Below are 20,030 nucleotides of genomic sequence, written 5' to 3' on the forward strand. Positions count from 1 at the left end.
TTGGCCCTCTACTGAGTTTGAAACGAGTTCTGATCGGGTGCGATGTTGAGAATCTGCAACGCACCTTTCATAATTTCTGAAAATACCGGTGCCGCCACGGCGCCACCATAATACTGGTCACCTTGCGGCTCGTTGACCACGACCACAAGCGCCACTCGTGGGTCGCTTACAGGGGCAACCCCTGCGGTGTAGGCAAAATATTCGTTACTATAGCCACCCGCCGTCGCTTTGCGCGAGGTCCCCGTTTTAGCTGCAATGCGATAACCTGCCACTGCCGCCCGAGTCGCTGAGCCGCCTTTTTGTGTCACCTGCTCCATCATGTCGAGCACTTCACGAGTATAACCTTGGTCAAGCACTTGCTTAGACATGTCTTCCCCAGCATTGCCTTTAACAAGGTGCAGCGGGCGATAAATACCTTCACTGCCAAGCGTGGCATAGGCGTGCGCCAGCTGGATTGGCGAGACAGCTAAACCGTAACCAAAAGATAAGGTTGCAATTTCAAACTGCGACCAGCGGCGACGATCCGGGAAAATACCTATGGTCTCACCGACCAAATCTAAACCACTGTCTTGCCCAAAGCCCACTGAGCTATACATGCCAAGCAGAGCTTGCAATGGCATATCCAATGCCAGCTTCGCCACACCTATGTTGCTCGATTTTTTCAAAATGGTGGTCAGGTCCGCTTTACCAACTTTAGAGACATCACGTACTCGGCTGCCGCCAAGTTGCATAATGCCGTTACCCGTATCAATCACGGTGTTTTCGTCCGCAGTGCCTTCTTCCAAAGCCGCGAGCACCACAAATGGCTTCACCGTAGAACCAGGTTCAAAAGCGTCCGTGATTGCTCGGTTACGCATCCGGTAGGTTTGCAGCTGAGAGCGATTATTCGGGTTATAAGAGGGTGCATTCACCATCGACAACACTTCACCGGTTTTCACATCCAAAAGCACTGCCGATGCAGAGGTTGCATTGTGGTCAGCCACCGCTTGCTTCACTGCGCGATAAGCGATCGCTTGTAAGCGTTGATCAATGGTTAACTGCAAGGACTCACCTTGCTCTCGCTCTTGAAGAGAGATGTTTTCCACCACCCGGCCGTAGCGGTCTTTACGAATGGTTTGCTTACCCGCTTCCCCCGTAAGCCATTGATCGTAAGTACGCTCAACCCCTTCTAGGCCATGTCCATCAATCCCGGTTACACCAATCACGTGGGCACTTACTTCACCGCTTGGGTAATAGCGACGAGACTCAGGACGCAATCCAATCCCTGCCAGTTTTAGTTCACGAATATAGTTTGCCATTGCTGGGCTAACTTGACGCTGCAAATAGATAAAGCGACGTTTACGGTGCTTTTCAATACGGGCAAGCATCGCTTCACGATCTAAACCAAGTACATCTGCTAGTGCATGCCATTGAGCTTTGGGTTCAAGTCCGCCAGCTTTAAAAATGGTATATGGGTCAGCCCATACAGCGTCTACAGGCACACTTACCGCCAGTGGTTCGTTATTGCGATCAGAGATAATGCCTCGAGCTGAAGGTAAGGCTTTGACTCGTACTGAGCGCATGTCGCCTTGACGAATCAAATTATCTGGTTCAATCACTTGGATATAAGCAAGACGACCAATCAATGCGGATAATGCGATAAAGACAAACACCAAGACGGTGACAAATCGCCAACGAATTAAGATAGGACCATCCGCCACTTTGACAGCGGTTTTCTTTGGGGTAGGTTTTTTAGCAGATTTACGGCTCATTTTAGCGAAATCACGACTTCTTTATCGCCATCTGGGCGAGACATTTCTAACTCTTGTGAAGCAATTTCTTGCACTCGACTATGCTCGGATAAGGCATTTTCTTCTAAGATTAGGTTTCGCCACTCATTATTTAAGCGATCGCGTTCAGCCATGGTCAGGTCGAGTGCGTGCACCGCTTGGCGAGTATCATGAGTGGTATGTACCACCCACATCGCCGACGCAAAAGCACACCCCAAGAGCAACGCAGGAATGCGCCCGACCGTGATTAGGTCAAGCGCAATGTGTTTAGCGAGGTTTTGCTGTTGCGGTGATTCATCCATGGGTTAACACTGTCCGTTAAGAAAATTACAACTTCTCAGCGATTCGAAGCACAGAGCTGCGAGAACGTGCGTTAACTTCTACTTCGTTCTTAGATGGCTTGATTGCTTTGCCGACGGTTTTCATTGCTGCGCTGCCGAGCTCACGAATTTGCTGCTCAGTCATCGGGATACCGTGAGGCACTTGTGGTCCTTTGCTCTCTTTACGCATGAAGTGTTTTACCATGCGATCTTCTAGAGAGTGGAAACTGATCACCGATAAGCGTCCTTCTGGTGCCAAGATCTTAAGTGCACCTTTAAGCGCAGTATCGATTTCATCAAGTTCACTGTTGATATAAATACGAAACGCTTGGAAAGCGCGCGTTGCTGGGTGCTTTTTCTCTTTAAAGCTTTTTGGCGCCGCCTCAGAAATAAGCTTAGCTAGCTGACCAGTACGAGTTAGCGGCTCTTTTTCTTCGTCTTCACGATGAGCGACGATCGCTTTGGCAATGCGCCATGCGTGTTTGTCTTCACCAAACTCGCGAATGACCCAAGTAATATCTTCAACGTCTGCTTCCGCAAGCCACTGAGATACTGGCATGCCTGACGTTGGGTCCATACGCATGTCCAAAGGGCCATCTTTCATAAAGCTAAAGCCACGCTCAGCATCATCAAGCTGAGGGGAAGATACGCCTAGATCAAGCAATACACCGTCTACTTTACCCACCAAGTCGTAACGCTCGGCATACTCTGCCATGCCTGAAAATGGGCCGTGAATAATGGTAAAGCGTGGGTCATCAATTTTTTGCGCTTCTGCAATCGCCGTTGGATCACGGTCAATGCTGTATAGGCGGCCATTGTCACCTAGCTTGGAAAGAATCGTACGACTATGACCACCGCGACCAAATGTGCCATCAATGTAGATACCATCTGGCTTGATCGCCAGTCCATCGATAGATTCGTTTAGCAGTACTGAAACGTGTTGAAAAGATTCGGTCATGATGATCTCTTTAAGCCCATTTTTATTGGCAGACAAGCAAACCTCTAGTGTACCTAAAACCACTCGAGTCGCCACTCCCAAAGCCACGAAATGCCGTGACTTCTCGCCAAGTTTATCGGATTGCACACCATTCAATAGAAATCACGCCCTGTTTATCGACTATCAAACGCATTTTGTGCCAGTTTCGATAGCCATTTTAGTCGCGCAATTTAAACATCTAATGTGCTTAGCGTTAATAAAATGCAAAAAACCCACCACCACTTAACGCGGTGATGGGTCTAAATAGGTTGGAGCCGACACATAAGCCGGGTTCTGTCCCGCTTGCGCGGTGGTAGCCATTCGTCTAGGCCAGCAATCGCTCACTGGCTCGAGCAACCTACCCGCTTCCTTACACGAGCAATGCAATGTGGAAGCCTATTTGGTCTTGCTCCGGGTGGAGTTTACCTTGCAACGAACTATTACTAGTCGCCCGGTGCGCTCTTACCGCACCCTTTCACCCTTACCTGTGCTCTTGCGAGCCATCGGCGGTTTTCTCTCTGCTGCACTTGTCGTGGGCTTGCGCCCCCCAGGCGTTACCTGGCACCCTGCTCTATGGAGCCCGGACTTTCCTCCCCTCCGTCAGTCTCCCCACCACAAGGATAGGGACAGTCAACGAAGCAGCGACTACCGAGTCAACTCCAAGGCGGCGATTGTATAGAGTTCACCGTAACCTGTCTAGGAATTTATGTGACGGCATTCAAAACGAGTAAAAATCTGTCCTCCCCCTTTTCAAGCGGCCGGCGTTCCGGGGGGAGTTAGAGGGGGTTACACTGACGGTTAAATTTTGGACAAAACTTAATACTGAAGCACAAATATTAATCCAGATTCTCCAATCCCCACTTATAAAGCGCATTCTTCTTCAAGTTATAGATCTCGGCCGCCATTGCCGCCGCCTTCTTCAACGGAAGCTCTTTGGTCAGGATGGACAAGGTACGAGTTGCCTCATCCGGCAGACTATCATCGCTAGTGTTGTCACGGTAGCCATGAATAAGTACTACCATCTCACCACGCTTGCGGTTCTCATCTTCATTGATCCATTCAATAAGTTGCGCCAATGGCATGCCTTGGATGGTTTCAAAGGTTTTTGTCAGCTCTCGTGCTAGCACCACTTCACGCTCAGGGCCCAGCACATCCAGCATATCTGCCAGAGAGTCCATGATACGATGTGGCGACTCGTAGAAAATACAAGTACGCTCAGCTTTAGCAATCTCAAGGAATTTGTCTTTACGACCTTTGCTCTTTGGCGGCAAGAAACCTTCGAAACTGAAGCGATCAGAAGGTAAACCAGACGCACTTAAAGCGGTAATCACCGCACACGCACCCGGTAATGGCACAACTCTAACGCCCGCCTGACGACACTGGGTAACCAAGTGGTAACCTGGATCACTGATGAGTGGTGTTCCCGCATCTGAAACTAAAGCAATCGAAAGTCCTTGCTGAAGTTTTTCGACCAAGGCTTGCGCTTTTTGCTGTTCGTTATGATCATGCAAAGCAAATGTGCGAGTCTGGATACCAAAATGAGACAGCAAACGACCCGTATGACGAGTATCTTCGGCAGCAATCAGGTCAACACTGGATAAAACATCCAGAGAACGTTGAGTAATGTCGCCCAAATTTCCGATCGGTGTCGGTACAATATATAGAGTTGGGATCTCTGTTGGGACTGTATTTGTTTGTGTCATTTGTTTACCATCACTTCAACGATTAATATAGAGACAATTTTACACACGGCGAAAAATAGAACTCATGGCTATGAATTTGCATAACAAAATTAGTGTACCACGCCTTCTTACACCTATAGCACTGGCGATCACCTTAGCTGCGTGTTCTTCCAAGCCGCAGGCTCCAACCAGCGTTGATATTGCGCTTGCGCCATCTCAAAGTGCGCAAGCATACCTTATTCAGGCCGATAGCACACAGGGTAGCGTGCAAAATGATCTGTTAATTATGGCGCTAAAAGCGGCGGTTGCAGAGCAAAACTGGTCTCAAGCAGAGCTACTGGCTAAGCGATTGTCACGTATGTCACTCTCTCCTGTGCAGATGGCAGAATGGCAACTTGCAAGAGCGCAAACTCGCGCCGCCACCAGCAGCGCAAAATTTGCACTGTCGCAACTCAATTATCAAGCATGGTGGCCTTTAGCGGACTCACAATGGCTTGCTTACCACCAACTGCGAGCACAACTGTTTGAGCAAACAGGTGATCACCTAAATGCTGCACGCTCACTCGTTGCAAGTAACGCTTACTTAAATGAATCAGAGCACGCTAGTAACGCCGAAAACATCTGGCATAACCTGACCCAATATTCTGAGTATGAAATCTCAGGCCTTATTGCCGAGCGCAGTGAAGCCGAGCTGGATGGCTGGTTGCAATTAGCCATTTACATGAAAACCATGGCTGGTAACCCAGGTCAGCTGAAAAATACGTTGCAGAAGTGGTTAGCGGAAAACCCTCAACATCCCGCTAACCTATACACACCGCAAGAAATCCAAGCAATTTTGGCGCTTGAGATCGTCAAGCCAAACAACACGGCGTTGGTGCTGCCACTAAGCGGTAAGTACGCCAAGCAGGGACAGTTGGTTCGTGATGGTTTTATCCACGCAATGATGGACGACTTCAGCCGCGAAGAGACTGCCACACTGACAGTGCTGGACTCAGAGCAGTTGTCACTTGCCGAGCTTGAAAAAGAGCTGCAAGCACGTGGGGTTGATTTCGTGGTCGGCCCACTGCAAAAAGACGAAGTGGAAGAGCTTCAATCGGCAACTCAGCTACCAATGCTAGCACTGAATATTCCAGATAACCCACTGCGTGACCATCGCGTCTGTTACCTGACCTTATCGCCAGAGCAAGAAGTGGCTCAAGCGGCAAAATACCTATTTAGCCAAGGTTACCAATACCCATTGATCTTAGCGCCTAAAAGCCGCTTAGGCGAGCGAGTCGCTATCGCCTTCCAAAACGAATGGAACAATTACAGCAAAAACACCGCAGCTGTAAGCTACTTTGGCAACAAGTCTCAATTGCAGAAGAACATCAACCAAGTGTTTGGGCTCACCGATAGCCAAGGTCGCATCGCTCAGCTTGAGCAAATAATCGGTATGGAAACTGAGTCGCAGGCACGTAGCCGTCGTGATGTGGATGCGGTCTACGTGGTCGGGGCTAACAGTGACCTCACCTTGATCAAACCGTTTATTGAAGTTGCGATTAATCCAGACAGCACACCACCTAAGTTGTTTGCCAGCTCGCGCAGTAACTCTGGAAGTAAGCACCAATATGAAGATCTTTCTGGGGTGGTTTACAGCGATATCCCTATGCTGATCAACCATGACTCTTCTCTTAACGCCAAGATTGAAGCTCTATGGCCAAAAAGCAGCAACAGCGAGAAGCGTCTTCATGCCTTGGGGATGGATGCCTATCGCTTGATCCTAGAGCTGCCACAAATGAAAGTGGTGGAAGGCTACCGTTTTGCAGGCCAAACCGGAGAACTTTCTATCGATGAACAATGTGTTGTTCAACGTGAAGTTCAATGGGCTGAGCATGGCAAAAACTGACAGGCGCAAGCTCGGACAGCACTATGAATCCGTGGCGCATCAACACCTTGAGCGCCACGGACTTCAACTCATCAGTCGAAACTTCAACTGCAAAACTGGCGAAATCGACCTCATCATGCGGGAACAACAATGCATAGTGTTTGTCGAAGTTAAATATCGCCAACAACAATCTTACGGTCATGCCGCCGAGATGGTGACCTATAGCAAACAACAAAAGCTATATAAAACCGCCTTGTATTGGCTAATGCGCCAAGGGTTAAACCCTGACCATACCGAATTTCGTTTTGATATCGTTGCTATTCATCAACACGGCAAAGATATCGACTGGCTAAAAAATGCAATAACCCAAGGATAAGCAATGCTAGACAGCATTAAAGAAAGTTTTACCGAAAGTATCCAAATTCAAATTGCGGCAGCAGAAGCTCTGCCGGATCACATCATGCACGCCGCCCAAGCGATCGTGACTAGCCTTCTGAACGGCAACAAAATTCTCTGCTGTGGCAACGGCGGCAGTGCGGCGAATGCACAGCAGTTTGTCTCCTGCTTGCTTAACCGATTCGAAACCGAGCGCCCAAGCTTGCCTGCAATGGCCCTGACCGCTGACAACACCACACTTACTGCTGTTGCTAACGACTACCACTATGAAGAGATTTTCTCCAAGCAAGTGCGTGCTTTTGGTCAAGCAGGTGACATTTTGCTAGCGATTTCAACCAGTGGTAACAGCAAGAACATCATTAAAGCGATGGAAGCGGCGGTAACGCGTGATATGACCATCATCGCCTTCACCGGTAAAGATGGTGGCGAGATGGCAGGTCTTCTAGGAGAATCTGATGTTGAGATCCGTATTCCAAGCCATCGCACGGCACGCATTCACGAAGTGCACATGGTTACTTTACACTGTCTATGTGACTTGATTGATCAGGTACTTTTCCCATCCCATGATGACTGATTAGACCGAAAGTCTACGAGTAAAAGGAGTCTACTATGTTGAAGCGTTGGCTATTAGTAAGCGCATGTATTATCGGTCTTTCTGGCTGTGCTGGTGTGATTGTGGCAGGGGCTGCTGCAACAGTAAATGTGGTGACAGACACCCGTAGCACTGAGCAAATTTGGCAAGATAATCAGCTTGAATTTGAAGTAGCTGGGATCATTAACAAAGCCCCTTTTAGCGGCAACACTAAAGTCACAGCGACTGCTTTTGATGGCAAAGTGATCTTAATTGGTCAGGCGGTGACCGAAGAGTATCGTCAACAGGTGGCCGACAAAGTCAGTCAACTCGATGGGGTAAAATCGGTATCAAACCAACTTCGTGTTAAGCCGCTGCTTGATCTTCAAACCATCAGTCACGACAGCTGGATCACCACTAAGGTGAAATCCTCACTGCTAACCAATAGTGAGCTGAACGGCGTTAAAATCAAAGTTATTACCGAAGATGGTGAGGTTTTCTTACTAGGTCTAGTAACCAATGAACAGGCTGATATTGCGGTGGATATCGCTCGTAATATTTCTGGCGTAAAACGAGTGATTAAAGCCTTTGAAATAGGTGAACTGCCCCCTGCTAGTGAAGGTTAACCTCGCACTCATTAATTAGTGATAAGCTAAAAAAACCAGCCGAGTGGCTGGTTTTTTATCATACAGGCTTTTTCATCACACAGAGAATGGGTACTTGATTGGCTCATGGCTTTCGTAGCCAATCACTTCAAAGTCATCCAGAGTCACCCAAGTTTCAAGGTCTTCTAGGCTCTTGATCTTAGGGTTTATCTTAAACTGTGGTGCCGCCAGTGGCTCACGCTTAAGCTGGACATCACGCATTAGCTCAAGTTGATCTTCGTAGATGTGTGCATTCACGATTTTGTGGTAAGCCATGCCCGGCTTTTTACCCGTGATCTGCGCCATAATCGCCAAAAATACATACACTTGAACCATATTGAAATTCAGGCCAAGCGGAACATCACAAGAACGCTGGGTACTGTTAAGGTATAACGTATCCCCTAGTAGAGAAAAGTGATGGCTGTACATGCAAGGGCGCAGACACCCCATGTGAAACTCACCTGGGTTATAAAAGTTCAAAATCTCGCCACGGTCATCAACACCACGAGTAAGATCATCCACGATTTTGCGCAACTGGTCGATATGACCACCATCTGGTTTCGCCCACGCACGACCTTGAACACCATAGACGCGCCCCATATCGTCGTCACCTTTGCGGTATGGGTTATTTAACCAAGCATCATTTAAGTTGGCGTTAGCATCCCAAGTCTTGGTGCCCAGCTTGCGAAAGTCTTCCGCATTATCATAACCACGGATGTACCCCAAAAGCTCCGCAACGGCAGCTTTCCAAAAACTTTTACGGGTAGTCACCAGTGGAAACTGGTTGTTGGCAACATCGTAGCTAAGGTCAGCATTAATCACCGTCAGACAGCGCTTGCCCGTACGCTCGTTCTCAACCCATTGGCCCTCATCAACGATTCTCTGACAAAGATCTAGATACTGTTTCACAGTGTTGTCCTCAATTATTTGTGGCGGTCTTAGCGTTGAACTTGTATGCCCAAGCCACCATCAGCGCACCACCAATCACCATTGGCAGTGACAGAATTTGTCCCATCGAAATAAAGTCCCCAAACAGCCCAAGATGCGCATCTGGTTCACGGAAATATTCGACAATGAAGCGGAAGATACCATATCCAGCCAAGAATAAGCCAGAAACCGCACCCGCTGGGCGAGGACGTTTGATGAACCAGTTTAAAATCAAGAACAGTACAATGCCTTCTAGCACCGCTTCATATAGCTGTGATGGGTGACGTGGTAAATAACCACCGCTTGGGAACATCACCGCCCAAGGCACATCAGTCACTCGTCCCCAAAGCTCGTCGTTCATAAAGTTACCGACGCGCCCCATACCAAGTCCAAAAGGCACCAGAGGAGCAACAAAATCTGCCACGCCAAAGAATGTGCGTTTATTGCGGTAGGCGTACCAGAACATGGCGGTAATCACACCAATCAAGCCACCATGGAATGACATGCCTCCTGTCCAAACCTTAAATAAGTACAGAGGGTCAGCTAAGAAGAGGTCAAAGTGATAAAACAGCACGTAACCAACACGGCCACCAATCACTACCCCAAGAAAGCCTGCAAACAATAAGTCAGACACTTGCTCACGAGTCCAACCACTATTGGGTTGATCGGCGCGGCGGTTTGCCAGCCACAAGGCAAACGCAAAACCAACCAAATACATGAGTCCATACCAGCGCAATGCAACTGGGCCAATTTCAAAAATCACAGGATCGATAGTGGGAAAAGTGATGAATCCCTGAGTCATAATTTTTCTCTTTATTTCCTAAACAGGCAAAAGCATCTTCGCGGCGATAAACAGCAAAAAGACGGCAAATATTTTCTTTAATATTGGGGTGGGAAGTGAGGTTGCAAGTCTTGCCCCTAATTTAGTAGTCAGCATCGATGTCGCCGCTATCCCAAACAGAGCTGGCAAATAGACGTAACCAACACTATACGCAGGTAATCCCTGGGCATTTGCTCCATTGATTATGAAACCCGTCATGCCTGCAATCGCCAACACACATCCGCAAACAGAAGAGCTGCCAATTGCTCGACGCATTTCCACACCATAGCGATTTAGGTAAGGTACGGTCAACGAGCCTCCTCCTATTCCTGCTAAGCTTGAAATCACCCCAATAGCGCTGCCACTGACCAGCGTTTTGGCTTGCCCTGGCATAGGGCGAACCTTGCCAGTTTTAATCGACACAAACATCTGAATTGATAACATCAACACTATCGCTCCAAATACTTTGCCTAAATAGGCAGAAGGTATGGCATCGGCGATAAAAGCCCCTGCAGCACCACCAATGATCACTCCGGGAAGCAACCACTTAACAACAAACATATCGACATTGCCGAGACGCAAATGGTTCCATGCAGAGGAGCCAGAAGTAAGAATAATCGAAGCGAGAGAAGTACCAAGTGCTAGATGCATGACGATATCTGGGTTCACTTGCGCCTGCGGCAGTAGCCAAACCAATGCAGGGACCACAATCAGCCCACCACCAATACCTAACAGCCCAGCCATAATGCCCACAAAAGCCCCGAGTAGTAAAAACTCGGCAATTAATACAACGTCCAAAATCGATCCTGTTAGTAACGGCCTGCGCGTACGAAGCCTGAGAGCTGCTTACGATCAAGATATTCCAGCACACTTCGGTGAATATCTTTGCCATAAGCTTGTTTTAATGAAGATGTCGCTAGCTGTTGCAACTCTTTAATTTCTACTTGGCGAAGGATGTATTTAACCCTTGCCACGTTCGAGGTATTCATACTCAGTGAGCGATAGCCTAACCCCACCGCAAGCAATGCACCAATAGGGTCACCTGCTAATTCACCACAAATTGACACGGGCAGTTGGTAGCTCGAACAGATGCTCTGAATTTGCGCTAGTGCCTGTATCACTGATGGATGCACTGACTCGTACACATCTGACACTCGTGCATTGTTTCGGTCGACCGCAAGCAAGTATTGAGTAAGGTCATTGGTGCCCACCGAAACAAAATCAATTCGCTCAGCAATCAAAGGCAACAAAAACAAGATTGATGGGACCTCAAGCATGATGCCAATTTTCGGTCGCACCAACTCTGGGTAATCCTGAGACACTTCGCCAAACGCCTGATCGATGAGAGTAATTGCCTCGTCGAGCTCTTGGCTTCCTGAAACCATTGGCAATAAGATGCTTAAGTTATTTAAACCCGCACTTGCACGAAGCATCGCCCTTAACTGGATCAGAAAAATATCGGGATGATCTAGGGTAAAACGAATGCCGCGCCATCCTAAGAATGGGTTATCTTCCTCTATCGGCAGGTATGGCAGCGGTTTATCACCGCCCACATCCAGTGTGCGCATTACGACTTTTTGCTCAGGATAAGTCGATAGTACGGTCTTGTACTGCGCTGCTTGTTCATCTTCAGACGGAAAACGCTGCTTGAGCAAAAAGGAGATTTCGGTTCGGTAAAGGCCAACACCATCTACCCCTTGGTTAATTGCAATCTGGTTATCGGCACTTAAACCGGCATTGAGCAGGACTTCGACTTCACAGCCGTCTTGGGTTGAAGCGCGTTGAGTCAGCTCTGACTCAACCAAGGCGGACAGTTCATGCTCTTCAACTTGCAGCTCTTGATACTCTTGCAGCAAAGGCGGCATAGGATCGACAAATACAGTACCGCTATAACCGTCAACGATCCCTTGTTTGCCAACCAAAGAATTCTGATTGATCGATGCGCCCATCACCGCAGGGATGCCTAGTGCTCTTGAAAGAATGGCTGCGTGAGAGTTGGCCGCCCCTTCCATAGAGACCACCGCCAATAATTTATCTCTTGGCATACTGGCAAGCATAGAGGCCGTCAGTTCAGTCACCACCACGATCACCGGCTCTTTCCACTCTTGCTCATACCCTTCGCTAGTATGCAAAAAATGCAATAATCGCTGGCCGAGTTCTCTAAAATCTTGGGCCCGCTCACGCAAGTAAAGATCGGACATCTGTGCAAATCGACTCGAATAGCTATCGATCACTTGGCGCAGTGCCCAGTCGGCTCGATCACGCTTATCGATCTGTAGCTTAAGATCTTTGCGTAACATAGGGTCGTTGAGCAAGTGGGTAAACAAGTCGAATATTGCCAAAGCGTCTTTATTGATTTCATTGTCGAATTTCTTACGCATCCGACGAAAATCCGTCAAGGCCGCTTCAATGGCGAGCGCCATCCACTCTTGCTCTTTATCAATATCTAAGGCACTAGCTGGATAGACTTCCGATAATTGGGGCTGATTGTCGTCCCACCAAAACTGACCAATCGCTACTCCAGGTGAAGCTGGGACACCTGAAATAGTTTGGCTTTTTGCATCATTGATCAACCAATGACCTTGTGCTTGAGCGTGGGCAATCAACACCGCAAGCTGGGCAGATAAGGTGACCAAAAAAGACTCTTCTGTCTCACTAAATTGGCGGGAAGTTTTTTGTTGAATAACTAGAACGCCTAATACCTGTTTGCGGTAAATAATCGGCGCACCTAGAAAGGAATGAAAAATATCTTCCCCAAGCTGAGGAAGATATTTGAATGCAGGGTGCTTAGACGCTTCAGCAAGGTTAAGTGGCTCAGCACTACGACGCACCAAGCCCACCAAACCTTCAGGATAATCGATATGAATTGCATCGCCTTCAAACGTCAGGCCTTTGGTTGCCATCAGTTCCAGTCGTTGCAGCTCATCATTAGCAAAATAGACCGTACAACACTCAGTCTGCATCGCCAAGCAGGTTTCGTTGACCAGTACGTCCAGCGCTTGATGAATATTCTCGACTCGAGACACTTGTTCAACAATATCTCGCAACTGAGTGAGCATCGCTCCTATCCTCTTCGGTTCTTCCGTTTACCCTTGGTTTTCTTCTCTCTAAACGGCATCGCCAAAGTCGCAAATTCCTTCATTGCTCGGCGGTATACATCGCGTTTAAATGAGACGACTTGACGGACGGGGTACCAATAACTAACCCATCGCCAACCATCAAATTCAGGTGTGACGCCTCGCTGCATATTGATGTGCGACTCATCGCAATCTAATCGCAGCAAAAACCACTTTTGTTTCTGCCCAATACAGACAGGTTTAGAATCCCAACGCACTAAACGTTTTGGCAATTTATATCTAAGCCAATGGCGACTGGTCGCCAAAATAGTGACATCTTTTTTCGTTAAACCTACTTCTTCATACAACTCTCGGTACATGGCTTGCTCTGGAGTTTCGCCATCATCAATACCACCTTGTGGAAATTGCCAAGAGTGCTGTCCATATCGTTTCGCCCAAAACACCTGACCATGGTTGTTACATATTACGATTCCCACATTTAAGCGGTAACCATCGCCATCGATCACAGGCTAACCTCAATCATAAATCTCTGTTAATGGTGATTTTTCCACATATCCCCAAGCGGGGCAAACTTCCATGTCGCATAACCTAATAATTTCTTTTTCACACCGCCACAACTGGATAACTTTCGACCAACTCCAGACTTATCAACATTTAAATGAGACCTAAGCCACATTTATTCACCTTTTCTGTGAATAAGTGTGTGAAGAAATAGCATCTAACTCAGATCATAGAGAATAAACAGAACAATAAACCATCTCATCATTTGTTGAATAAAGAAATAAACCATTAAAAATCAACAACTAAAACTCACTAGAATAATTTTTAAAGATCTATTTCTTCCATCTACCCACTAGAAAATCAGATCGGTCAAAGATCCACCACAACTGATATTATCCACACAAGAGCGAATACTTTTCACCCTGTATCAAAAACTCAACCAATTTATTGCCCTACCAGGCCTGAATATTGATCCAGTAGTTTAGTATCTAGGTTACTTTCAAACCTAGCCTGTGGATAAGTAATAAAAAGGATCTTTATCCGCATTAGTGTTATTTCAAGGAACCTATGGGGAGTTGTGCTAAGATCTTGCGCTAGTGTTCAAACGACCGTCTCGAAATGAAACCAACACCTACCTCAGAAGCAGAATTACTCCAACGCGCTTGGGAAATATCCGGCTACAGCTTTGCGGAGCTCGCCGAAGAAGCTGGTATGACTGTGCCCGAAAATCTCAAACGTGAAAAAGGATGGGTTGGTCAGTTACTTGAATGGCATCTTGGAGCCAGTGCGGGCAGCAAACCTCAACCTGATTTTGTCGAGCTCGGTATTGAGTTAAAAAGCATTCCAATCAGTCATAAGGGAAAACCTCTTGAGACAACTTTTGTCTCAGTGGCTCCGTTGATTGGTGTGCATGGATTAACTTGGGAGCAAAGCCACGTCAGACATAAGCTTGCCAAAGTCTTGTGGATCCCTGTCGAGGGTGAAAGAGAGCTACCACTAGGTGAAAGAAAGGTCGGTTCACCTCTGATTTGGAGCCCAGATGAAGAAGAGCAGCTCCAGCTAAAGCAAGACTGGGAGGAGTTGATGGAGCTAATTGTGTTGGGGCAAGTTGAGCAAATTACGGCCAAGCACGGGCAGTGGTTGCAACTTCGTCCCAAGGCAGCAAACAGTAAAGCTCTGACCGAAGCTTATGGTGCTAATGGTAAACCGATCATGACGTTGCCCCGTGGGTTTTATTTACGCACCCAGTTTACTGCTCGGATCCTTGCCAAGCATTTTGGTAGTGACTTAGTGGACGGATAGCTCGATATCGTGATATCCCACCGCTTGGTTGCTGCCGCACTCATCGTAAGCATTATGCAAACGAAGGTAAGCACTTTGTACTCCTAAACGATGAAGCTCGTCTTTTACCTGCTCTAGACTCTGAAAGTGAATGGGCTCATCTTCAATACGTATAGGCTCAAGATGATGCTTAAATTCCACTGCTAGTAAATAGCTGCCAATGTCAGCACAACTGATGACAAATATTTTTGGGTCTTGTTCATGCTCGAGATGTTTGGCGTGCAGCCAGTGATCAAACTGTTCCTTTCTCATCGATGGTGCCTCCTTGGCCAAGTTGATAAGTGCATTAATAAGCATAGACTATAGATCCAAAGATCTCTTCAAAGCTATTGACCTATCCCCACTCATAAGCGGTATAGTGAAAAGAAAAAGGAGATCCTATGCAACTTCGGAAGCTACCCCACTCATCCTTAGAAGTGAGCCCGATCTGTTTGGGTACAATGACTTATGGAGAGCAGAACAGTCAGCAAGAGGCGAATTTACAACTCGATTACGCATTAGAGCGTGGCATCAATTTCATCGATACCGCAGAAATGTACCCAGTCCCACCTAAAGCGACAACCCAAGGGTTAACCGAGACATATATAGGGAATTGGCTTAAGCAATCGGGCAAACGCGACAAGGTTATTCTCGCTACCAAAGTCGCAGGTCCTCGCAACGTACCACATGTTCGAGACAATATGTCTCTTGACCGACGCAATGTGCATTTGGCCGTTGATCACTCCCTCAAGCGTTTGCAAACTGACTATATTGATCTTTACCAAATCCATTGGCCGCAGCGTGAGACCAACTGTTTTGGGCAGCTCAACTACCCTTACCCAGATGAGCAGCAACAGGTAACACTGATTGAAACTTTGGAAGCACTGGCCGAGTGTGTTCGCCAAGGGAAAATTCGCTACATCGGGGTATCAAATGAAACCCCATGGGGTGTTATGAGCATGCTGCATCTTGCAGACAAACATGATTTACCAAGAATTGTCTCGATACAAAACCCTTACAATTTGCTCAACCGCAGTTTTGAAGTGGGTCTGTCAGAAATCGCACACTATGAAGGGGTTGAATTGCTTGCCTATTCCCCACTTGCGTTTGGCTGCCTATCTGGCAAATATCTCGATGGTGCAAGGCCTAAAGGAGCAAGGTGTTCTTTGTATGAACGTTTTGTCCGTTACTTCACCCCTCAAGGTGAAGCTGCAACGAAAGAGTATGTTGAAGTGGCTCGTAAGTTTGGCCTAGATCCTGCCCAAATGGCATTAGCGTTTGTAAATCAAAGACCATTCGTCGCATCAAACATCATTGGTGCAACGACCATGGAGCAACTTAAGTCGAATATCGATTCTTTGGATATTCAATTGACCGATGAGATTTTGCAAGAGCTTCAAGCCGTCGGCATCAAGTACTCCAACCCTTGCCCTTGATCGATTTTATTTTCTGATGATGGACAATAATACGGGGCAGCCAATACAGGCTGCCCCTTTAGGTTACGTTGCTATTCTAGATCGTAACAGTCGATTGAAATGACGAATACGGCGTTCGGCTTTTAACGCAGGGCTCTCTGCAGCAATACCAATTGCACGGCCATCGGTTTCTAAACCAATATCACGCAACAAGTGCTCACTGTGCCATGGTAAGTCATAAGCTGAGCGGCGTACTTTTCTTCGCCATTCACGCTCTTCACGTTTCAGTTCGGCTTTTACTAAAGTTAGTGCTAATCGAGTGTAAATTGAGTGACGCATAATAGTCTCCAGTATATTCAAATACTGAGCTGGGAAGTGCGCCTAGGAATCTAAAGATTACTGCGGGGTTGACCCATCTTGGCTGCATTTCCGCAGCCCAATGGGTGCGGATTAATTATCGTTTATCACTGCCAATGGCAGGCATACAGGTAGCGTTAGCGCTAGCCATAGCGAAGACACATGAATGCATTGCAGATACAAAATTAAGCATGATGCGCCTCCGTACGTAATTAATCCAAGATAGGTAAGTTATTAATCACCAAACATAATTTCTAAGTAATCGTTTGGCTTCGGTTAAATATTAACCCATTAAATACATTTGGCAATATCTTATTCACAACAGTTATCAAAACATGGTATTCAACTAGTTATGCAACTAGGCAGATACAGAAATCAGAACAATTGGTAAGTTTACTAAGCTTTAAAAGCATAAAAGCGAGGCTTGTGCCTCGCTTTATCTCATTATCTGTTATCTCGCAGACACCTAAACTTCGCCAGCCTCAGAAATGAGATTGTGCTTATTGAGCAATCGATACATGGTCGCTCGAGATACTCCCAGCTCTTTGGCCGCTAAAGTCACCTGTCCTTCGTATGACTCCAGTACCATTAAGATAGCCTCTTTCTCACTGCGCTCACGGATCGCACGCAAGCTTCGCTTATTCTCCATACGCTTCGGAAGATCCAAGTGGCACTCATCGATCACAACAGAATCTGAAAGCAATACGACTCGTTTTATCTGGTTACTTAACTCACGTAAATTACCTGGCCAATGATACTGACACAGTGCTTTCATTGCCGCTTCAGAGTAGCTTTTGGCTTGAGCGTTGTATTCTTGAGAATAGATATTGAGGTAATAGTTGGCCAAAAATGGAATATCACTTGGCCTATCTTTCAAGCTCGGAACATTAACTCGTAACACGTTGAGTCGATGATAAAGTTCTTGGTTAAAGTCTCCATCGAGCAACGCTTTTTCCATGTCACTATGATTAGAAACCAATATACGAACATCAACATTGGCGACAGAATTGTTTGCCGACTCCACCGTACCTTCTTGAAGGTAGTCGAGCAGTCTCTGCTGGGAAGATGCCGACATACTCAAAATGTCATTGAACAATACCGTGCCACCATCCGCCTGCTCCAATACACACGGCTGGGTGTAATCCAAGCCAAACACTTCTCGCTCTAGGCGAGTTTCAGACATCGCACTGCAGTTTACGGCAATAAATGGCTTCTTAGAACGAGAAGAAGAATTGTGCACTGCTCGAGCCACCTTCTCCTTACCTGCTCCCGATTCACCAAAAATCAAAATGCTCACATCGGTAGGACCGACACGTTTTACCTGATCACGTAAGCGTTTGACCGTCATTGAGTCACCGATGAGCCCTAAATCACCGTTGTCACCATAGTGTGGCCATACTTTTTTCTCAAGCTTAAGCATGCCTGATTGGTGGCCGATAGTACTAAGCAACTGTGCGTCAGGGATTGGTGCTGTGAAGAAGTCGATGCAGAAGTTAACGATAAACTGGCAGATGGTATCTGAGGCAAGCTGTGATTCGCGAACAAAGGCAATCCAGCGCACATGTTTATGACTGCTGACTAAATTCGCCAAGCCGTTAAGGCTGAATTCATCCTGACTTAAGTCAACCACCCCAATACAGGGACCGACTTCGGTAAATAATGTTTGTGCTTCACGTAAGTCATCACATCGTTGACAACGCCATCCTACCTGCTCTAGCACCTTCAACCAGGGTTCATGTATGCCACCAACCAACACCAAAGAACCCGGTATGGAATCCATACGGAACTGACTACCCATGAGATTATCCTTGTTACTTAACTTTATTATTGTTAGCAAACTAGGTTGCGAGCATTAGCCCTTAATATCTCGCAACTTAGTGATTCTGCCTGTCTCGTTATTAAGACATAGTACAGCAAGGTAAAGGTTACAAGCTGGACAGATCAATGCATACCCATATTAATAACAAATAATCATGCAAGAATGTATTTATATTTATGATGCATATGATCTTCGCCGAGGTTTGAAAAATAATTTATAAAATTAATTGGAGTAATGCGAAGGTAGGAATAAGCTGGAAGTAATAAAAAAGCCGCATCAGAATGCGGCTGCGGCTTTTTATCTATTTCACGACTCGTAAACTTGGACGACCTTTCGGACGTTCGGGATCTTCACTCGAGGTATTTGTTTCGACAGCTTCAGTCTCTTCAGGTTGCTCAGAATCAACCACATCAAATGAAGATGGTGACACTTCTTCTTCCTGTGACTGTTGCTCGATATCCATGTACGCCTCTTCTGGCTCAAACATAGTACCTGCGCCGTTTTCACGAGCATAGATAGCATGAACAGCGTACAAAGGCACAATCACAGAGTGAGGACGCCCACTGAAACGTGCGTTGAAAGTGATCGCATCATTGCCCAGTTCTAACTGACCAACGGCACGTGGAGCAATGTTAAGAATGATCTGGCCGTCTTGCACAAACTCCATCGGAACACGAACACCATTCAGAGTCGCATCAACGACAAGGTGCGGTGTTAAATCGTTATCAACTAACCAGTCATAAAAAGCGCGCAACAGATAAGGGCGGCGCGCTGTCATTTGCTCGATATCCATTAGCGAACCAGACGCATCTCACGCTCAGCTTCTGTTAGAGAAGCTAGGAATGAATCGCGTTCAAATACACGGTTCATGTACACTTTAAGTTCTTTAGAACCAGGGCCGATTAGGTCGATACCTAGCTCAGGAAGACGCCATAGTAGCGGAGCAAGGTAGCAGTCAATCAAGCTAAATTCTTCGCTCATGAAGTACTCGTACTCAGCAAAGATTGGCGCTAATGTCAGAAGGTCGTTACGCAGTTTGTTACGAGCATTTTCAGCTTCTTCAGCATTGCCTTTCACGACTTTCTCAGCCAGTGAGTACCAGTTGTTTTCGATACGGAACATCATTAGACGGCTGTTACCACGAGCAACTGGGTAAACAGGCATCAAAGGAGGATGAGGGAAACGCTCATCTAGGTATTCCATAATGATGTTAGAGTTGTAAAGCGCAAGCTCACGATCCACTAGCGTTGGAACGGTTTTGTAAGGATTTAACTCAATCAGCTCACTTGGAAGATTATTTTCATCCACCAGCTCAACTTCAACACTTACACCTTTTTCCGCAAGAACGATACGTACCTGGTGGCTGTACATATCCGAGGCACTTGAGAAAAGAGTCATTACAGAACGTTTATTGGCAGCTACAGCCATTGAGCCCTCCAGCACATTAAAACCAATCAAAACAAGTATTTAATCAAAATTCTTTGCGTTAAATACTTACCGTGACTGTTGATACACATCAAAAAAACAATGGAGGCTAACTGCCTCCATTGCACACAAATTAGCGCCGTATGA

The 20,030-nt window shown here is 46.7% G+C and carries 20 protein-coding genes and 1 other RNA gene; 6 read left to right on the forward strand and 15 right to left on the reverse strand.

Annotation, left to right across the window (positions count from 1 at the left end):
• Positions 1-8 precede the first annotated feature (8 nt).
• The 5 genes from J4N39_RS12400 to rsmI form a co-directional block, all read right to left on the reverse strand.
• Complete coding sequence (locus J4N39_RS12400) at positions 9-1,751, reverse strand: penicillin-binding transpeptidase domain-containing protein (protein ID WP_252019890.1); 1,743 nt, start codon at positions 1,749-1,751, stop codon at positions 9-11.
• A complete protein-coding gene (ftsL, locus tag J4N39_RS12405) occupies positions 1,748-2,071 on the reverse strand; it encodes a cell division protein FtsL (RefSeq protein ID WP_252019892.1) in 324 nt (107 codons plus the stop codon). The genes J4N39_RS12400 and ftsL overlap by 4 nt, the downstream gene beginning before the upstream one ends.
• 25 nt (positions 2,072-2,096) lie before the next feature.
• Positions 2,097-3,047, reverse strand: coding sequence for a 16S rRNA (cytosine(1402)-N(4))-methyltransferase RsmH (rsmH, locus tag J4N39_RS12410; RefSeq protein WP_252023736.1), 951 nt, complete (start codon positions 3,045-3,047; stop codon positions 2,097-2,099).
• A 285-nt stretch (positions 3,048-3,332) separates the two neighbouring features.
• Positions 3,333-3,726: RNase P RNA component class A (gene rnpB, locus J4N39_RS12415), an RNA gene on the reverse strand.
• 175 nt (positions 3,727-3,901) lie between these two features.
• Positions 3,902-4,768, reverse strand: coding sequence for a 16S rRNA (cytidine(1402)-2'-O)-methyltransferase (gene rsmI, locus J4N39_RS12420; RefSeq protein WP_252019894.1), 867 nt, complete (start codon positions 4,766-4,768; stop codon positions 3,902-3,904).
• 70 nt (positions 4,769-4,838) lie between these two features.
• Here rsmI and J4N39_RS12425 point away from each other — a divergent pair, with 70 nt between their 5' ends.
• From J4N39_RS12425 to J4N39_RS12440, 4 genes are read left to right on the forward strand one after another with little or no spacing between them, the layout of a single operon-like run.
• Positions 4,839-6,632 carry a penicillin-binding protein activator gene (locus tag J4N39_RS12425; protein WP_252019896.1) on the forward strand — a complete coding sequence of 598 codons (1,794 nt, stop codon included), beginning with the start codon at positions 4,839-4,841 and terminating at the stop codon, positions 6,630-6,632.
• Positions 6,619-6,987 (forward strand): YraN family protein, encoded by a 369-nt coding sequence (locus J4N39_RS12430; RefSeq protein ID WP_252019898.1) that lies wholly within the window; start codon positions 6,619-6,621, stop codon positions 6,985-6,987. The genes J4N39_RS12425 and J4N39_RS12430 overlap by 14 nt, the downstream gene beginning before the upstream one ends.
• Before the next feature lie 3 nt (positions 6,988-6,990).
• On the forward strand, positions 6,991-7,581 hold the full coding sequence (locus J4N39_RS12435) for a phosphoheptose isomerase (protein ID WP_252019900.1): 591 nt from the start codon (positions 6,991-6,993) through the stop codon (positions 7,579-7,581).
• A 35-nt stretch (positions 7,582-7,616) separates the two neighbouring features.
• Positions 7,617-8,204, forward strand: coding sequence for a BON domain-containing protein (locus J4N39_RS12440; RefSeq protein WP_252019902.1), 588 nt, complete (start codon positions 7,617-7,619; stop codon positions 8,202-8,204).
• 75 nt (positions 8,205-8,279) lie between these two features.
• Here J4N39_RS12440 and J4N39_RS12445 read toward each other — a convergent pair whose 3' ends face one another.
• Genes J4N39_RS12445 through rppH form a run of 5 tightly spaced genes read right to left on the reverse strand, consistent with a single transcriptional unit; the run spans position 8,280 to position 13,552 of the window.
• The gene (locus J4N39_RS12445; protein WP_252019904.1) at positions 8,280-9,131 is read right to left on the reverse strand and encodes a thymidylate synthase; all 852 of its coding nucleotides are present in this window, start codon (positions 9,129-9,131) and stop codon (positions 8,280-8,282) included.
• A gap of 10 nt (positions 9,132-9,141) precedes the next feature.
• Positions 9,142-9,951, reverse strand: a complete 810-nt coding sequence (gene lgt / locus J4N39_RS12450; RefSeq protein ID WP_252019906.1) for a prolipoprotein diacylglyceryl transferase — start codon at positions 9,949-9,951, stop codon at positions 9,142-9,144.
• 18 nt (positions 9,952-9,969) lie between these two features.
• The gene (locus J4N39_RS12455) at positions 9,970-10,767 is read right to left on the reverse strand and encodes a sulfite exporter TauE/SafE family protein (protein ID WP_286036805.1); all 798 of its coding nucleotides are present in this window, start codon (positions 10,765-10,767) and stop codon (positions 9,970-9,972) included.
• 11 nt (positions 10,768-10,778) lie between these two features.
• On the reverse strand, positions 10,779-13,028 hold the full coding sequence (gene ptsP, locus J4N39_RS12460) for a phosphoenolpyruvate--protein phosphotransferase (protein WP_252019908.1): 2,250 nt from the start codon (positions 13,026-13,028) through the stop codon (positions 10,779-10,781).
• A gap of 5 nt (positions 13,029-13,033) precedes the next feature.
• Positions 13,034-13,552: an RNA pyrophosphohydrolase gene (gene rppH / locus J4N39_RS12465; RefSeq protein ID WP_252019910.1), complete on the reverse strand. Its 519-nt coding sequence runs from the start codon at positions 13,550-13,552 to the stop codon at positions 13,034-13,036.
• Positions 13,553-14,165: 613 nt separating this feature from the next.
• Between rppH and mutH the strand changes: the two genes are divergently transcribed.
• Positions 14,166-14,849, forward strand: coding sequence for a DNA mismatch repair endonuclease MutH (gene mutH, locus J4N39_RS12470; protein ID WP_252019912.1), 684 nt, complete (start codon positions 14,166-14,168; stop codon positions 14,847-14,849).
• On the opposite strand, the gene J4N39_RS12475 is transcribed toward mutH, so the two are convergent.
• On the reverse strand, positions 14,835-15,140 hold the full coding sequence (locus J4N39_RS12475) for a DUF6482 family protein (protein WP_252019914.1): 306 nt from the start codon (positions 15,138-15,140) through the stop codon (positions 14,835-14,837). The two genes, mutH and J4N39_RS12475, sit on opposite strands and share 15 nt — an antisense overlap.
• A 128-nt stretch (positions 15,141-15,268) precedes the next feature.
• Between J4N39_RS12475 and J4N39_RS12480 the strand changes: the two genes are divergently transcribed.
• The gene (locus J4N39_RS12480; protein WP_252019916.1) at positions 15,269-16,303 is read left to right on the forward strand and encodes an NADP(H)-dependent aldo-keto reductase; all 1,035 of its coding nucleotides are present in this window, start codon (positions 15,269-15,271) and stop codon (positions 16,301-16,303) included.
• A gap of 63 nt (positions 16,304-16,366) precedes the next feature.
• Here J4N39_RS12480 and J4N39_RS12485 read toward each other — a convergent pair whose 3' ends face one another.
• From J4N39_RS12485 to sspA, 4 genes are all read right to left on the reverse strand, one after another.
• Positions 16,367-16,621, reverse strand: a complete 255-nt coding sequence (locus J4N39_RS12485) for a DUF1127 domain-containing protein (RefSeq protein WP_252019918.1) — start codon at positions 16,619-16,621, stop codon at positions 16,367-16,369.
• Between the two features lie 484 nt (positions 16,622-17,105).
• The gene (locus J4N39_RS12490; protein ID WP_252019920.1) at positions 17,106-18,437 is read right to left on the reverse strand and encodes a sigma-54-dependent transcriptional regulator; all 1,332 of its coding nucleotides are present in this window, start codon (positions 18,435-18,437) and stop codon (positions 17,106-17,108) included.
• A gap of 322 nt (positions 18,438-18,759) precedes the next feature.
• Complete coding sequence (sspB, locus tag J4N39_RS12495) at positions 18,760-19,251, reverse strand: ClpXP protease specificity-enhancing factor (protein WP_252019923.1); 492 nt, start codon at positions 19,249-19,251, stop codon at positions 18,760-18,762.
• The gene (gene sspA, locus J4N39_RS12500; protein ID WP_252019925.1) at positions 19,251-19,886 is read right to left on the reverse strand and encodes a stringent starvation protein SspA; all 636 of its coding nucleotides are present in this window, start codon (positions 19,884-19,886) and stop codon (positions 19,251-19,253) included. Before sspA ends, sspB begins: the two co-directional genes overlap by 1 nt.
• Positions 19,887-20,030 lie beyond the last annotated feature (144 nt).

It is taken from the genome of Vibrio sp. SCSIO 43136 (assembly GCF_023716565.1).
Lineage (GTDB): Bacteria > Pseudomonadota > Gammaproteobacteria > Enterobacterales > Vibrionaceae > Vibrio.